The organism is Caballeronia pedi, assembly GCF_001544915.2.
GTDB lineage: Bacteria > Pseudomonadota > Gammaproteobacteria > Burkholderiales > Burkholderiaceae > Caballeronia > Caballeronia pedi.
In genome coordinates, this window is the sequence record NZ_FCOE02000075.1 from 1 (window position 1) to 15,446 (window position 15,446).

Consider the following 15,446-nt stretch of genomic DNA (forward strand, 5'->3'; position numbering starts at 1 on the left):
TTCGACAAGATCGTCGCGGAGCATGAGCGCACGTCGAACGTGCTGGCCGAGATCACCGGCAAAGGCGAGCGTCTCGCAGACAATCCGCTGCTTGCGCGGTCAACTAAGAATCGATTTCCGTACCTCGACCCGCTCAACCATCTTCAGGTCGAACTGCTAAGACGTCGCCGTGCGGAAGCACCTGATGCGACCTTGCATCGCGGCATCCACTTGACGATCAACGGGATTGCAACCGGCCTAAGAAACTCCGGATGAATCTGCGTGATACTGTGTTTGCTCGAAGGCGTCCACGTTCCTAAAAGGTGCTAGCGGACCGCTAGACTTCCTTTCTTAGACTTGTGGATTTACCTCGCCGCTCCGCCCGTGGCACTCGGGCCATCATGCCCCCGGCGCGCGCACCTAGTAGCCGTCCGCTGATTTACGGTCAACAGAGTGACAACAGGCTTCATGCATTAAGGGTTATTCGATGCCTGCCATCGATCGCAGGAATGTGACGCTGCCTCTGCGCGTGTTGGCAGGCGTCGAATAAGATCGATGGAGGAAACCGCGGAGTGCCTCACTGCGATTGGAGGGTTTGCGGCTATGGCGATTGATAGACCGGAATGTTCAGTCGTGCCGGATGCGGCACGCTCAGGCGGGGTGCCGGAGGGACGCTGACGCCGTAGCGAAGTGGTTGAGTCGTGCATTCGCGATGATGAGGCGGCCAGGCAAAGCGCTTCGCGTAGCGACGCGCAGCCTTCCATCCTTAGGTCGCGTTGCCGCGGAGCCAACGTTCAACAGGCAGGTCGAGGAACCGTGGAGTTCATGTCGGATCCCGACGCATTGGCGGTGCGCGGATCGGGGCGCTGCGCGCGAGGATTTCCATGACGATCATCCGTGCGCCACAGTGCCGACTGATGAAGGTCGGTTGACCAACGACGGCCGCTTCGTGCGGTGAGGGGCTGAATTCGGGCGCAACGCCAAGGAGCGTGCGAATTTCGCCAGGTTGGCGCGGCGCACCGGATTGGCCAGTAACCCGTAGTGGCGGATTCGATTGAAGCCGTCGGCCGATACATGGAGCACGAAGCGACGGATGGACTCGCCGGTGTCGAGCGTCATGCCCTTTCAGTGGCTGTGGCCCTTCTCCCGATAGTCCTTCCTCGAGGTTTAATCGACGCCTGCCCCCACGCGATTTCGTTGGCTCGTAAGCCTTTGGTCGAGGGCAGGCGTCGAACAAACCTAAACGAAGAACAAACCTAAACGCAACTAGAAGTTGCGACTGCCGGAAGCGGCCATCCACTCTCGGCGCCGCCTCGGCGGTATCGCGGCGGACTGCTTCCAGTCAAGGTTAGCCTGGTAAACCGTCGGCAAAAACTCATGGTGCGCCTGCCGCTGCGGCGAATTCCACTTCCACACCTCAGTAATGGTGAAGCATAGTTGCTGCAGCGAAGCCTGGTCGACGCGAATTGATCCTGTACGGTGGAAATCTCCAGCGGCACCGGCTGTTGTAACTATGCGTTGTCGAACAGCTCCAGCCGCCTGCGAGTTTAAAGTTGGATCAACCTAGATCAACGTTGGATGACCTTCAAAAGAAACTTCTTAACGAACGTACGCAATCGAAACTTGCGTTTGGGGTAAACGGCAATTACACAACTTTCGCAGGGGCCTATAAGTAGGTAGTCTTCAGCGGCGCCGACGCTGATGAACTGTTAGCGCCGGCGCGTTATTGACCCTATCACACGTATAAGCAGTGAAGGAGACTTGCCCATGAACACGCGAGACGAAGCGCAGGACTCACTGCGCCGGCGTTGTTCCACACGCCATGGCGGGCGCAAGCTTATCCGAGTCTGGCTGACGAGGACGTGGGTCCACGGCTGTGTCTATCTATCGGTCGTGAGCTTGCCGCGGGTGCGGTTGCCGCTTGCTCGCGCCAGGCTGGCATAGTTCAGTTTGACGCGCCTTGAACGATCTCGCTGTCACCGCAACGCCGATATGAAAGTCATACGAATTCCGGAGAAGAGCATGCACGCGGTCGGATGCACGCCGCGGCAGACCGTTTACCGAATTCTCAGGTTTGAACATCTAGTTCGGCTGTTCAAGGAACGGCAATACACGCTGCTGTCACCGTTCACTTGGGAAGATCCGTTCGAGAAGCTCTGGTCGCGCCTCGTCTTCAAGGATCAGCCGGCGCACAGCGATCTGTTATCCAGGGTGTTCGGAAGTTGTCTAACTTTTGAAGCGCGCTCCGACGCAATGTGGTCGATCTATTCCCGGAATTGGCTGGGCGTGCGTGTGACGATTGGAGTGGGCGAACTGCAGTGTCAGGTTGAAGCGGCGCCCGAACTGCGCGACGCGCGCATGTGGTTTGGCGAGATGAACTACCGGCGTGACCTGGAACTGGAAAGATGTGCGACGCAGCTGATTGACGACGTTGCGCGTCCGGGCGCAGATCATGATGCGGCGGTTGCGATGGCCTGGCTGAACAAGCGCATTGCGTTTCGGCACGAGCAGGAAATGAGAATTTTGGCAGTACTGCCGCAAAGGCCTTCAGCAAATGTCAATTCGAAGACATTCAAGTTTTCAATCGATCCGCATTCACTTGTGCGCTCGATTCATATCGATCCACGCGCGCCCCGAGAAGTCTTCGAAACATTAAAGCGCGATATTCGCGCGGATCTGCAGTTCAACGGATCGGTGCAGCAGTCTTCACTATTACGCCTTCCCCGAAAATTGCAGCAGTTGCTACCGCCCGAAGCTGCTGATTGACCCGTAGTTTTTGTTCATCCCTGCAGGTCAAGAGCGGCTGGCCGGAGCGAGCAGTTTTCAGTAGTCGGCCGACCCCTCATCGGCTAGCTGGATGAAGGCCGTTTCCCAGATTTCCGTCCGCTAATTATCTGCCCCGACGACGGCTGGGACTTTCACCCAATCGTGTGTGCAACGGGTTCCGGTGCCGGTCGTTCGGCTAGCGTTTTCAAAGGAGACCAAGGGCAGTCGACGTTTCGCCGTTTGAGGTGCTCATCGCCACGAGATGCAAACGCCCGTCGTTCCGCGATGGCCGCGATATGTTCTTCAGCGGGACTGCCCAGACGGTCCGGTTCGTCTACGAAGCTTCGGAAAGCACTCAAAGCGCTATTCCACAAATAGCCGCTATGGGGCCTGAACTCCTCCCGAGTGCGTGGTTACGCGTGTATCGAGGTGCCAAGCGTATCGGCAGTCCGCACAGACATCGAATCAATAACAGGTGCTCGGCCAGATCACCGGGCAGGCCAGCCTCCGAGCTATCGCCGCTTTGCTCGGGGTCACATCGACTATCTGCTTGATGGTGCGATATCGCTCAAACGTATAGAAGATTGGCTAGCAAGAAGCATCTCGCACGATAGCGGCCACTTGTCGAACGGACACGTTCGCACAACGCACTGCTCAGTTGCGCCTATCGGACTCGTTGGCGAAATCAGGAGCTTACTACTATGGGGAATTTGGCACACGATAGTGCAACAGCTTGGGCGACCTTGTGCAGCATCGGAGGTATAGAGCCCGAGGGTCGGGACGCCGACTTCGTGGATGAACTGAGAGTGCTGCTGGACAGCGAGGCGGCGAGCATCGAGGAAGCCGTCCGGCAGAGCTCCACCGACCATCTGATCGAGAAGTTCTTCGTAGCCGGCGCCCCGTTCGGGGAAATGTTCCGGGCAATTTTAGCGTTTTTCGAGGCGTCGGGGGCGCGTGAGGGGCGGAAAGAGTGGGAAATCAAGGTGGACGATGAGCATCTTGACCTCAAGCATTTCGAGCATTTTTTGCGAACGTGGGATTCGGTGTCCGCGGATTTTGATGTTCCAGACGTGGACTGGTCCGGCGCCTGGGATTTCAATAATGTTGCCTACGACAATGGTATGCGCTGTACCCCTTCTTTTGGCACCTCAGGCAATGATATTTCGACGGATGTGGAGACTTGGCTACAGGCCTACTGGCAAGGCTTGTACGAAACTTATCCACTGTCGCTCCATCCTTTGAAGTTCGCGCCGCCGTTCGCAGATGTGGCATCGAACTTCATGGCTTCGCTCGCCCTCATTCGAAAAAGATGGCCGGGGCGGAAAGAGATGCTGGCGCTCACACCCATTCGCGAACGATCCGATGGTTTCGCCTTGGGCACGCTTGCCCAGGAGGAGACCGACTACCGCCTCGGCTACGGGATCTACTATCTTTCCCGCCTTTCTTCGCTGGACGAAAGCTTGCGCGAGAAGATGGCTCGTGAACTCACGGAAAAGTACGCCCAGTTTCCACGACGCAAGATCGGCATTCATGTGGATCAACTCATGCTTGAGCGGATCCTGAAGCTGCCTCTCTGGCAGAAGCGTTACGAACTATATGCGGTGTGGATCGCGACGGAAATCGTAGGTGCGGTGAAGGATCACAACTGCGAGTTGCACCATGAGAATGGGAAAATCGTTTTCCCCTTTCGTGAGAATGTGGTCGCTACGATCAAGAGCAGCAGTCCAGCTGTCCGACTTTACGCCGAGCGGCGCAGGCCGCTCTCCAATCCTATAAGCGATGAGCGCAGAGGTAACGTGCAGCCAGACTACAGCCTTTGGCGAGGGTCCGACGCGAAAGAAGCCTGCGGTCTCGTGGTCGAGGTGAAACACTATAAGCGCGACGCGTCTTCTAGATTCAGAAAGGTGCTAATCGATTACGCACGCGCTCACGCGGATGCGCAGGTCGTGCTGGTGAGCCACGGCAAAGCCAGCGTGGCGTTTTCCCAGCCCGACAGGGATGTGCAGAATCGCTGTCATATCATCGGCGAATTGACGGTGCGCAATCGTGAGCCACGCGAGGCTCTGAAGAAGCTCGTCCGCGATTTCGTTGGCGAACCGGCACTGCCGATGCCGCCCGATGCCGGCGATACCGTGATCGCGCTGGATGTGTCCGCATCGATGTCCGGCGCGCTTGGAAGTCCGCTTCTTATCGACCTACTCGGTGCGCTGACTGGAGAGCGCGCCCGCGCTTTGGCGCCAGTCGACTTCGAGGTGAGGGCTATCCTGCCTATGGAGAGAATGGCCGAAGTCGTGCGTTCAGTTCAACATGGCCGTTCGACCGATCTGACTGAGCCCGTCGACGATCTGTTGCTTCGGTTCGAGTCAGTGATACTTGTTACCGACGAAGGTGGTCTAAAAAGTCTGAAAGACGGCACGTTTTCGACGCTCTGCGTCCGCGAAATCGAAGGAATCAGCGTGAGCATTGTTAAGATTTCCCACGCGCGAGGTAGCGCGAAGTTTCACGAGTCATCCGAAACAATGGCAGGCGCAACATCGTCTGACGCAACAATTCCCTGTGGCAGAGAACAAAACCGTGAATAGAGCGGCGGCCTTCGCATTCACAGCTTCAATGTGACGAACGCTTTGCGATCGCAAGCCTGCAGCTATAGCATCGGACATGTGGTCATGTCCTGAATTCTCGGGCCCTTGCCGGCGAGGGTGAGCTATGAACGGACGGGAGAAAGCTCTCCTGCTGCGCTACGCATCGGTGCCAGCCGAAGCGTTCAGCGCCGCCGGCCGCAGCGCGGGTTCCCGTGGAGCTTCGCCTACAAAGCGTTTGCTGGCGTGGTCGTGCTTACACTGCTGGAAAGCGTCACCCCAGCAGAATAGCGAGCACATTCAGGCGCATGAGCGCATGCATCGGAGCGATCAACCCAGCATCTCCACGGCCATCTGAGCCCAGCCGCGCGGCGAACGACACCGGCAGCTCATTGCCTGCTTGCCCCGCGGTCATACGGTCCGCATGTTCCGCACGCCGGCACAGGCCGCGTTAGGATGGAAAACGCCACCGCCACCGCCACCGCCATCGCCACCCTCCGTCTTAGCGGGCTTCTCTCGCAAACTCAAACCAGTCGCGCCCCGTGGCGACAAACCTTCACTACGATCAGCGGGAATTTTCGTAGCATCACGAACCTGTTGCGGCACTTGCATGCGCGCCTACTTCTGCGACCCGCACGTCCATCGGCAGCACGAGATCTGCGGAAACACAACGCAACGAGCCAGCCTCACGGTTCTAAACTTTAGGCTCCGCGTTCACTTCAGATTGAAGCGGCCGCGATATTCGACGCGCGGACCGTTAGATTGGCGCATCTATCAACGTGACTCCGAGGGCAGTAGTAGCACGTCTAACTAACATCGCGCCAGTAAGCGCGCTTCCGACTCCAGGTGGCGCGTCGGTTCCCATTGCATGGATGGCAGTGGCTTCTCCGCGGTCATTTCGCCAAAGCATTCCACTATCGCCTCTGAACGTCCCAGGCACATCCACTCGAATCACTACGTCGCAAAGAACTCCATACACAGATTGTTCAAGCCCGATGACCTGCCCTGAACGAACCCCCTTTACCGCACCAATCCCGGTAAGCGCTGTCTTTAGATTAAGGCTCCGCGCGAGTGCCAAAGGTTGGGCGTGCTTCGCCGCATATAACAGTTCCGGGTGTTGAATTGAAAATAAGCCGGCATCTAAGAAGCCAAAACTCCCTCTTACGCCGGCGCCGGGCCCCGAAACAGAAAAAAGGCTCGTTCCTACCTGCAAATAGCGGTTGAGGGACGGAGACCATGCGCCGACGGGAGTTGGCGTCGCAGTATCATTGTCTTTACCCTTAAGTACGTGGGCACAGGTGATCCCGAAAACACCTCCCGGAGAGACAGATAGCGCGCTTAAGGTTCCCGTTTGCACGGTATCGGAGAGCCCTAGTGTTCCTTGCCGTGGAAATGCTGCGGCCTGACGTCTAAGCGGTTGCATTTCTAACACATCTACGGGCACTCGCTTCTTATCTTCAAGCGTCAGCCGCACCGGTAGCTTTGCTTCCGGAGACAGTTCGCTCATCGGTAACTTGGTGTCCACAAGCACCGTAAGGCAGAGTTGCGGCGTCACTTCATCGGAGACTAGCTTGACCCCCAGCATCAATCCGATGACGTTCGGCTTACTCAACAACCGAGCGCCGTACCTTGAACGAGCCATCCGAACATCATTCAAGCGCACAGACTTGTATATCCCTGTCATTAGAACTTGACCTCACGCAGGCTAGTCAACCCATTGGAATTATCTATTTCATAGAGGCTGAAACTGGGTTCGTCGGCCGGCTTCGGAGCAAGCGACGTCTGTACGGCTTCCACCTGCCCCCTGAGTACGGCTATATTGTTAAGCAACTTGCTTTTCCGAGGATCCGTACCAGATTCGGGTAGCTTAACAATGTCCCACTGTTTCAAAGCCATGGATAGATTAACAAGTACCGCGGGCAGATTCCCTTCCGCAGTTGGACCTGTTAAGAGCGTGCTCGCCTCTGATAACGTTTGCACTATTCCTTCTAACGCTTGTAATTCAAGCTTTGTAAGCAATCCTTTGTCCCGCGCCTCCGTAAGATGCGCTTTCAAATCATCTGCAATGATCTTGAGATCCCCTGCCGCTTTATAAACAGTTCCTGCCTGCGGCTGCAGGAGGCTTGCTTCCTTGCGTGTCTTTGAAGCTGTTGCAAAGGCACTATTTGCTCCACCAATAGCGTTAAGTAATTCAGCAATTTTAGGGTCGTTTTTCTGGCCCACCGCAGTTAATATGCCATTTGAGAAAGACATTGTGAGCTCACTAGCACCAAATCCTGTTTCGAGTTTCGCGTAAAGAGGTTTTGAGAGATCCGGAATCCAAATTACGCTTACTTCCGTCGGCTTTTCTTTCGCCCCCGTCCGAGCCACTAGAAGATAAGGTTTCGGTGTATAGAACTTAATGCCGGTCTCTTTGCCTGAGAACGTCTCATCGCTGTAAATAGAGATTCTCGCGCATGAACATAGAAGAATCGCGAAAAGAGCAGCGAGGCGCAAATACATTTCTTACCTCTTAATTTAGACGAACAACGCGGTGCCAGCTTTCGGCATGTGCGGCGCGAAAGATAAATTACATTGATATTCAAAAGCATAAACAACGACCCGTGTTTGTCAAGATTTCGTTCGATCGGCTCGAAACAGACCGGCGGATCGAAAAACTTACATGTATGTGCGCTACCGAACACTCCCGAGCCCGTTGGAATTGCGCAGCTTAATGAAAAGAATTTGACAGGTACGTTGTCATATCCTAGAAATGAAGCAGCTCAGGTTTGAATCCAATTTGGATATTTGGAGCAGCTCATGGCTAAGCGCGCACAGGTTGTCAAACGACAAGAGCTTAATGGGATTTTCATCGTAGATCTGAAAGTGCTGCAGCTATCGAACGACCAGTTAGAAGTAATAGGAATCGCGCTGCAGGAAACTGTTCAAGCAGAGTTGGCAAAAATAGACGACACTGAAGGCCTTAAAGGTGGACCGCTGGGCGGTGGAATTGCAGGCTACGTCGCCGCAATGGACTGACGTCATGGCACGCTGTCCGAGCGCTCCATGCGAAGAAGGTGCCCTCATGATTGGACGCGTAGGGCATTCAGGAAGAGTAATTCCAATTGTTCCGGCCATACCGATTACCTCGGCTTTCGTCCAGGAAGCCGGCAAACATAGGGCACCTGAGAAGCGGTATAGGTTTAGTCAGCCATGCAGGGAGAAGAAATGTAACCAGTGGGATGGAGAAAAATGCTTGGTCCCTGAACAGTCAGCCGAGCGATTATCGTCGATCACAAATCTAATCGGTAGTTCCGAGATTCCTTGTGCCATCCGCCCGGAGTGCCGGTGGTATGCGCAAAGGGGTAATCACGCTTGCCGTATTTGTAGCTTTGTTACTACCCAACGAGATTGACAAGTGCCAATCGTTATCAAACTTGTGGACAAGACGGGAAGAGTTCGGAAAGCAGCTAACTTTACAGTAGTAGGACCGGCGCTCTTGAATACACACCGACTGCGAAAGCACGCCGGTAGGAATTTCAGTGCGTCCACACGACTACTGATGCTGATCGCCGAGCCGGTACAAGCTCCCCGTGTGATTGTAGATCCTGACACTCAGAGTGAGTTCGAAGTCGAGGCTATACCAGCGCGACAAATTGAGGTCTTTACTCACGTCGATAGCAGCGGGGTCCAAGTAAATTTTCGCCATTCTGAAGTCATTATGGCGAGCCGCGATTCATCTAGTACGGCGTTGGCAATATTGTGCATCGAATATAAGCTTACTCAAATGTGGTTTGACCGAATTGGCAAGTTCGGTCTGTTCCGAATATTAGAAGATGATCTTCCGACTGTGCTGAAGAAGATGGAGGATGACGATCGAGTGCTCTTCGCAGAACCCAACATATTAGATGGGGGAGAACTTAATACGTATCAGGATACCGAATCTGAAGGCCAACCTATCCCAACAGCGCCGCTCTGGAATCACCAAACCGTGTGCCGTCAGAACGGCTGGAGCGTTGATGATGGTGGGGGCGTTGTCATCGCAATTGTAGACACCCCTGTTTTTCTCGCGCATCCAGGATTGAAGCAAGCTCTTTTTACACAAACGAATGAATTTCATTTCGGTTCGACGGTCCCAGAGCCCCAGAACCACGGGACGAGCGTAGCGAGCATACTGGTCGATTCGACGTCGGTCGGCGGAGCTCCGCTGGGGTTGGCACCCGGAGCAAAGTTGCTCCCGGTATCGATCGATACGACCTCGGATTCCAGCTACGCGAGACGAGCCGTCGCAATTAATTTTTTGGCCAGGGCGTTGCAAGATCAATATGTAGGACTTCGCTCGGGAGAACGCTTTCCCATTCGAAGGTTAGTCGTCAACTGCAGCTGGCAACTTCAGGCAAATCAAGATTTGACGTCGGTTTCGATGGCATTTGATTCACTAAATAGAGCGGGTGCGGTCTGCGTTTGTTCAGCGGGAAACACCAACCAAGACGGATCGCACTACCCTTCTGATTATGCTGGCTGCATATCAATTGCGGGAGTCACAAAAGATAAAACGAAGTCTCCGACGTCCAATTTCGGGAAGCGGATCGACTTTGCTCTGCCAGGCGGAAACGGAAGTCCATACGATCTAAACGATATTTTCGCGGCCCAAGCAAACGGAGCGTTCGATTATGTGTCGGGAACGTCTTTTGCCGCGCCGCACGCTGGTGCCGTGTTGGCGACCATATGGTCAAGAAATCGCGGAATGATGCGCGACGAAATCTTGCGCGTCGCTCGAGAAGCTTGTTCTGAAAGTGTCGACAAGGAAAATCCAGACTTTGCGGAAAAACTAGGACGGGGGATTCTTCACTTTCCTTAAAAGAGGAGCAATCATGGCCGCACCAATGCCTTTGTACGGCGTCGCAATTAATGAAGCGATCCATAGAGGTAATCTTGAGGAGATGCGTGAGCTGGCTACTGTAACTGGCTATATGCTGCGGGTGCGATCGCAGGACTTGGAAGGGGACGAGGAGGCGGAGCTTACCGCCGCTAATAAGCAGTTGGTAAGCGCCATTGCTGAACGAACTGCTATTAAGCTTGCGCGCGAGGATATCGTTGCAGTTCGTGACGGGTTTGTCCTTATTGATAGTGTTGAGTTGGCACGGGGCCTTAATTTGCTTTTGAATTCGGACACCGAAGGCCCATACATCAGATTGGAAATAGGATGGAGCTAAAAATCTCTCATCACGACGCGCCTGTTCGCGTCCTCCGGCCGTCGGACCGAGGCGGCCGGACCCCTGTCTATGCGGTCTGGGAGTTGACGCTGCAATGTAATCTGGCGTGCTCGCACTGTGGTTCCCGAGCGGGCAAGAAACGTACTGGTGAATTGTCTACAAGCGAGGCACTTGCGTTAGTTGAAGATCTCCGTGGTTTGGGGGTCAGGGAATTAGCGTTGATAGGCGGAGAAGCATATCTCAGAGGAGACTGGATCGAGATTGTAAGACGAGCGCGCGACCTAGGAATCAGACCGGTCTTACAATCGGGAGGATATGGTTTCACTGCGACACTTGCGCAACGTGCGAAAGAAGCAGGGCTCGCAGCGCTTGGAATCTCGGTTGATGGGCTAGAACCGATTCATGATGACATTCGTGGAGTCGTCGGGTCTTATCGTGCTGCGTTCGAAGCTTTGAACGCAGCTAGGGAGGTAGGACTGACCGTAACGGCGAATACCCAAATTCATGCAAAGAATTGGAGATCGTTACCTGACATCTACACCGATTTGCGCAAGGCGCAAATAGCCGCTTGGCAGCTGCAGCTGACCGTGGCAATGGGAAATGCCGCAGACAACGATGATTTGTTATTGCAGCCGTTCCACCTTTACGAACTTTTTCCTGTTATCGCCGCACTGACTGATATGGCTAAAACAGAAAATGTTCAAATTTATCCGGGGAATAATATCGGATTTTTTGGTCCGTATGAGCATCTTTGGCGTGGTCCACACCGTTTTGACAACCATTATAAAGGATGTCAAGCCGGAATTAATACTATCGGAATCGAGGCTGACGGAACGATAAAGGGGTGCCCCTCGCTGGCAACGTCGAGATATTCCGAGGGGAACGTACGGGTTGTTCCGATAAAGGAGATTTGGAACGGAAACCTGGCTTTTCCGTTAAATCGCGACTGGGACTTAAAACTGTGGGGGTTCTGCAAAACTTGTTACTATGCAAAAGTTTGCCGTGGCGGATGCAATTGGACATCCGATTCGCTATTCGGAAAGCCGGGAAACAATCCATACTGTCATCATCGTGTTCTTTCTTTGAAGAAACTCGGAAAACGAGAGCGAGTGGTGAAAGTGTCCGAGGCAGACAAATCATCGTTTGGGACGGGGCTTTTTAAGTTAATAGAGGAATCTTGGTGATCAACAATAATGTCGTTGTAGATCTGAGAATTTGCAAATATTGTCTTTGTTACATCTTGGTTCGCGAACAGATTTGTCCTTTCTGTGGTGTCGATCCAGACATAAAAAGCGCCGAATATATCAGGCGCGGATACGATGGCCAGGTTGCCTATCGACGCTTATCCGCTCTGGTTGCAAGTTTATTTCAACGGTAAAGTAAAGATTATTTTTGGCTCCAAGTTCGGCAGAAAGTCGAAAGCGTACAGAGAGCTGAACGATTGGCTGGACAGATGGTTACACGCCGCGCGGCGTGTGTTCTCAGCCACACCGGGAATAGATATCCAAAAGACGTTTTCCGTCGCGTCGGATTTCTGGCGCCCGGACGCGCAGTTACGCGGAGCAGGACGCACTGTATGCGAGAGGGCGGCCCACGAAAGGCCCCTTAATACTAATGTGCAGATTGGTCCGTCGAATCACAACTTCAGCATTGCGTTGGGATGTTGATGTGTTGCTCTCGTTCAGGAATCGTGGTCTCTTGCCCGGGAGCACGCTCGTCATCGATTTCCGGAGTTGCGACGGCGAGTGAGACGAACACGATAGGGGCACGCAAGATGACCACACGCAAAAGCAACGCGCCGGACACGTCGCCGGGTCAGATGGGTTTCACGCCGGAAGTGCTCGATAAGACGGTCATCGCCATTCCGTTGCTGCATCTGATCAGGCAGGCGCCGGGCGCGGCAGAGGATGTGATTATCGATCTGAATCTGGAGTACACGAGCGGGCGCAGGGACGCCGCGCTGCGCGTCGCAAACCTGATCGATGAGGCGTGCTCCGGGCGGCCGAAGACCGCCAAGAACGCGCGCGGCGCAAAGAAGACGCTCGGGCGAAACGAATCGAAGGGGAGCATCAGCGAACAATACGTGTTCGCGACGCTGACGGGCCGCCAAATCGAAAAACTGGTGAAACTTGATACCGCGTCCAATCACGCCGCGCGCCCGCGTCACGAGCGCGCGATCTACCGCATATGGCCGGATTTTCCGATCAAGCGCATGACGGTGAAGTCGGTCAGCACCGTGAAGGCCGACGCGGCGCGCAATTCGTTCGCCGCGTACGGCGAGGGCATCGTGTGGGCGGTGTGCGATTCGGGCATCGACGGCACACATCCGCATTTCATGGAGTTCGGCAACCTGAAGCTGGAAGAGCCGCTTAGACATCGCGATTTCACCGTAACCAACGACCGGAAGCTCGACCGCGCGCAGTTGTTGTCCGATCCGTTTGGCCACGGTACTCATGTCGCGGGCATCATCGCGGGGACGATGACAAACGCTCCCGGCAGGATCATTCAGGCGAAGGCGAGATATCGCAACGAACTGGGTGATGTCAAGGCAGAGGACGTGAAGATCGAACGCATCACCGGCATGGCGCCCAAGTGCAAGCTGCTGAGTCTCAAGGTGCTCGACGAAAACGGCGACGGTCAAGCGAGCAATCTGATCGCGGCCATCGCGGAGATTCAGGAGATCAACGGCTACGGGCGGCGTCTGCGCGTGCACGGCGTGAATCTCAGCGTCGGCTACGACTTCAATCCGGAGTGGTTCGCGTGCGGTCAGAGTCCGCTGTGCGTCGAGGTCGACAGGCTCGTGAAGTCGGGCGTGGTGGTGGTTGCGGCCGCCGGGAATAGCGGATTTGGCTACGCGCAGACCGCCGAAAACAAGATGGTCGCGGCAGGCATGGATCTCACCATCAACGATCCCGGCAACGCGGAACTGGCAATCACCGTCGGCTCGACGCATCGGGAAATGCCGCATGTGTACGGTGTGTCCTACTTCTCATCGAAAGGTCCGACCGGCGACGGGCGCATGAAGCCCGATCTCGTCGCGCCTGGCGAGAAGATCATTTCATGCCGTTCGTCGGCCATCGCAACCGGTCCAGGGGACAACGCGGCCGTCAACGGAAACGGGCAAGCGCCGGTCGTCGCCGCCTATAAGGAGGAAAGCGGCACGAGTATGGCAGCGCCGCATGTGTCCGGCGTTATCGCGGCATTTCTGTCGGCGCGGCGCGAGTTCATCGGACAGCCGGAACGCGTCAAGGACATCTTTCTCTCCACCGCGACGGATCTGAAGCGCGCCCCCTATTTCCAAGGGCGCGGTCTCGTCGATCTGATGCGTGCCATTCAATCTGTGTAGGGTTTGTTCGCTTAAGGAGCCAGCCATGCCAACGCTTGCCGGTTTTCCGTTCATCGACGTGCATTTCGACAAGGACGGCGGCCTCGAAGGCGCCAATCGCGCGCAGCAGGTCGTCGCGATGTTGAAGGATTCGGGGACGACGGATCTGATTGTGATGTCGCACGGCTGGAACAACGACCAAGTCGACGCGATGGATCTCTACAAGCGCTTCTTCGCCGATGTGCGGCCGGCGGCGGATTCTCTCGGCGGCACACGCAAGTGGGGGGTGGCCGGCGTGTTCTGGCCATCGAAGAAATTCGGTGACAAGACGCTGCCCGCCGCGACCCCTGCCGCCGGTTTCGGCTCGGATCATCTGAAAAAGGCGCTGCATGAGCAACTCGATACCTTGAGCGCGGTGTTCCCGAATCGAACAGAAATCAATGCGGCACGCAAGCTCGTGCCGGATCTCGAAGACAGCGAAACCGCGCGCGCGAAATTCGTCGATGCCATACGGAATTTGCTGCGCGCATCCAAAGGCAACACCGAGGATTCGCCCCCGCAGTTCTTTTCCACGAAGGGCAAAGAACTAATCGACCGGCTCGGGCGGCCGCTCGCGAAGAGCGTCGCGAGCGGCGAGGGCGGGGCGGCGCTCGCTATGCCGGTGGATCCCGGTGAACAAGGCCGCGCAGTGGGCGTAGCGTCATCGGTGACGGGCGTGCTCGGCGGCGCAATCAAGTTTCTCAACTACGCGACCTACTACGAGATGAAGGAGCGCGCCGCGACGGTGGGCGTGAATGGACTCGCGCCGCTTTTGCGCGAAGTGCGCGCGTCGGGTCCCGATGTCGGGCTCCATCTCGTCGGCCACAGCTTCGGCGCGCGACTGGTGACGGCGACGGTCGCCGGAAACTCAGGCGAAGCGACGCTGGCCGTCGATACGCTCGTGCTGCTGCAGGCAGCGTTCTCGCATTACGGTTTCGCTGCCGGTTACGACGCGAAAGGATCGGCTGGCTTCTTTCGGCGTGTCCTGAACGAGAAGCTTGTGCGCGGCCCTCTCGTCGTATCGTGCACGCGCAACGATGAGGCGGTCGGAACGTTGTATCCGCTCGCGTCGCTGATCGCGAATCAGGTCGCAAGCGAATTCGGCGATGCCAACAGCCCATACGGGGGTCTCGGCGCCAACGGCGCGCAAAAGAGCGATGCGAGCAATCAGGCCATCCACGCACCGGGGACGGCGTACGAATGGAAGATGGGCGCTATCCACAACCTCAACGCGGACGCATGCATCAAGGATCATTCAGATATCTGCAAGCCCGAAGTCGCGTATGCGTTGGTATCCAGTGCGTGTGCGCGAGTGCGTCCTTGAAAGTTGAAGACACTAATGAGCACCTCCTCAACGCAGCGCCTGCTGTCTCCTTTGCCTCCAAAAGCCAACGTCGGAGTTGAGCTGAAACTAACGACGGCAGTGGATGGCGGATTCAACCGATCGATGCAATAGTTTTCTGGAACCGTTCAGCCGGCGTTTCGTAATTCAGTGTCATGCGTGGACGCTCGTTCAGCCTTCTTGCCACGGCATTGAGTTTGGCCTGAGAGTAGACCGACAGA

12 protein-coding genes and 1 pseudogene are annotated in these 15,446 nt (G+C 55.7%); 9 read left to right on the forward strand and 4 right to left on the reverse strand.

Going from position 1 to position 15,446, the window contains the following annotated elements; genetic code table 11:
- Nucleotides 1–255 (forward strand): phosphoenolpyruvate carboxylase (locus AWB80_RS41640; RefSeq protein ID WP_143328265.1); only part of this gene is annotated, 255 nt, incomplete at its 5' end.
- 615 nt (nucleotides 256–870) lie between these two features.
- On the opposite strand, the gene AWB80_RS45720 is transcribed toward AWB80_RS41640, so the two are convergent.
- Entirely contained in the window at nucleotides 871–1,098 is a 228-nt protein-coding gene (locus AWB80_RS45720) for a transposase (RefSeq protein WP_087132071.1), read from the reverse strand.
- A 903-nt stretch (nucleotides 1,099–2,001) separates the two neighbouring features.
- Here AWB80_RS45720 and AWB80_RS41650 point away from each other — a divergent pair.
- Both AWB80_RS41650 and AWB80_RS41655 read left to right on the forward strand, forming a co-directional pair.
- Complete coding sequence (locus AWB80_RS41650; protein ID WP_143328266.1) at nucleotides 2,002–2,745, forward strand: DUF2971 domain-containing protein; 744 nt, start codon at nucleotides 2,002–2,004, stop codon at nucleotides 2,743–2,745.
- 791 nt (nucleotides 2,746–3,536) lie between these two features.
- A complete protein-coding gene (locus tag AWB80_RS41655; RefSeq protein WP_143328267.1) occupies nucleotides 3,537–5,327 on the forward strand; it encodes a hypothetical protein in 1,791 nt (596 codons plus the stop codon).
- A 754-nt stretch (nucleotides 5,328–6,081) separates the two neighbouring features.
- Here AWB80_RS41655 and AWB80_RS43780 read toward each other — a convergent pair.
- Nucleotides 6,082–6,936, reverse strand: a complete 855-nt coding sequence (locus AWB80_RS43780; protein ID WP_143328268.1) for a hypothetical protein — start codon at nucleotides 6,934–6,936, stop codon at nucleotides 6,082–6,084.
- A gap of 71 nt (nucleotides 6,937–7,007) precedes the next feature.
- Nucleotides 7,008–7,826, reverse strand: coding sequence for a hypothetical protein (locus AWB80_RS41660; RefSeq protein WP_061180436.1), 819 nt, complete (start codon nucleotides 7,824–7,826; stop codon nucleotides 7,008–7,010).
- 297 nt (nucleotides 7,827–8,123) lie between these two features.
- On the opposite strand from AWB80_RS41660, the gene AWB80_RS41665 reads away from it, so the two are divergent.
- The 6 genes from AWB80_RS41665 (at nucleotide 8,124) to AWB80_RS41690 (ending at nucleotide 15,207) form a co-directional block, all read left to right on the forward strand.
- A complete protein-coding gene (locus tag AWB80_RS41665; protein WP_143328269.1) occupies nucleotides 8,124–8,342 on the forward strand; it encodes a hypothetical protein in 219 nt (72 codons plus the stop codon).
- 523 nt (nucleotides 8,343–8,865) lie between these two features.
- Nucleotides 8,866–10,164, forward strand: coding sequence for a S8 family peptidase (locus AWB80_RS41670; RefSeq protein WP_087132073.1), 1,299 nt, complete (start codon nucleotides 8,866–8,868; stop codon nucleotides 10,162–10,164).
- Nucleotides 10,165–10,177: 13 nt separating this feature from the next.
- Nucleotides 10,178–10,519 carry a DUF1843 domain-containing protein gene (locus AWB80_RS41675; protein WP_143328270.1) on the forward strand — a complete coding sequence of 114 codons (342 nt, stop codon included), beginning with the start codon at nucleotides 10,178–10,180 and terminating at the stop codon, nucleotides 10,517–10,519.
- Nucleotides 10,510–11,703 carry a radical SAM/SPASM domain-containing protein gene (locus AWB80_RS41680; protein WP_087132074.1) on the forward strand — a complete coding sequence of 398 codons (1,194 nt, stop codon included), beginning with the start codon at nucleotides 10,510–10,512 and terminating at the stop codon, nucleotides 11,701–11,703. Before AWB80_RS41675 ends, AWB80_RS41680 begins: the two co-directional genes overlap by 10 nt.
- Nucleotides 11,704–12,293: 590 nt before the next feature.
- Entirely contained in the window at nucleotides 12,294–13,865 is a 1,572-nt protein-coding gene (locus AWB80_RS41685; RefSeq protein ID WP_061180440.1) for a S8 family peptidase, read from the forward strand.
- A 25-nt stretch (nucleotides 13,866–13,890) separates the two neighbouring features.
- On the forward strand, nucleotides 13,891–15,207 hold the full coding sequence (locus AWB80_RS41690; RefSeq protein WP_061180441.1) for a hypothetical protein: 1,317 nt from the start codon (nucleotides 13,891–13,893) through the stop codon (nucleotides 15,205–15,207).
- A gap of 112 nt (nucleotides 15,208–15,319) precedes the next feature.
- Here the strand turns inward: AWB80_RS41690 and AWB80_RS43005 are convergent.
- Nucleotides 15,320–15,446: pseudogene (locus AWB80_RS43005) on the reverse strand (IS30 family transposase); the annotation flags it as partial.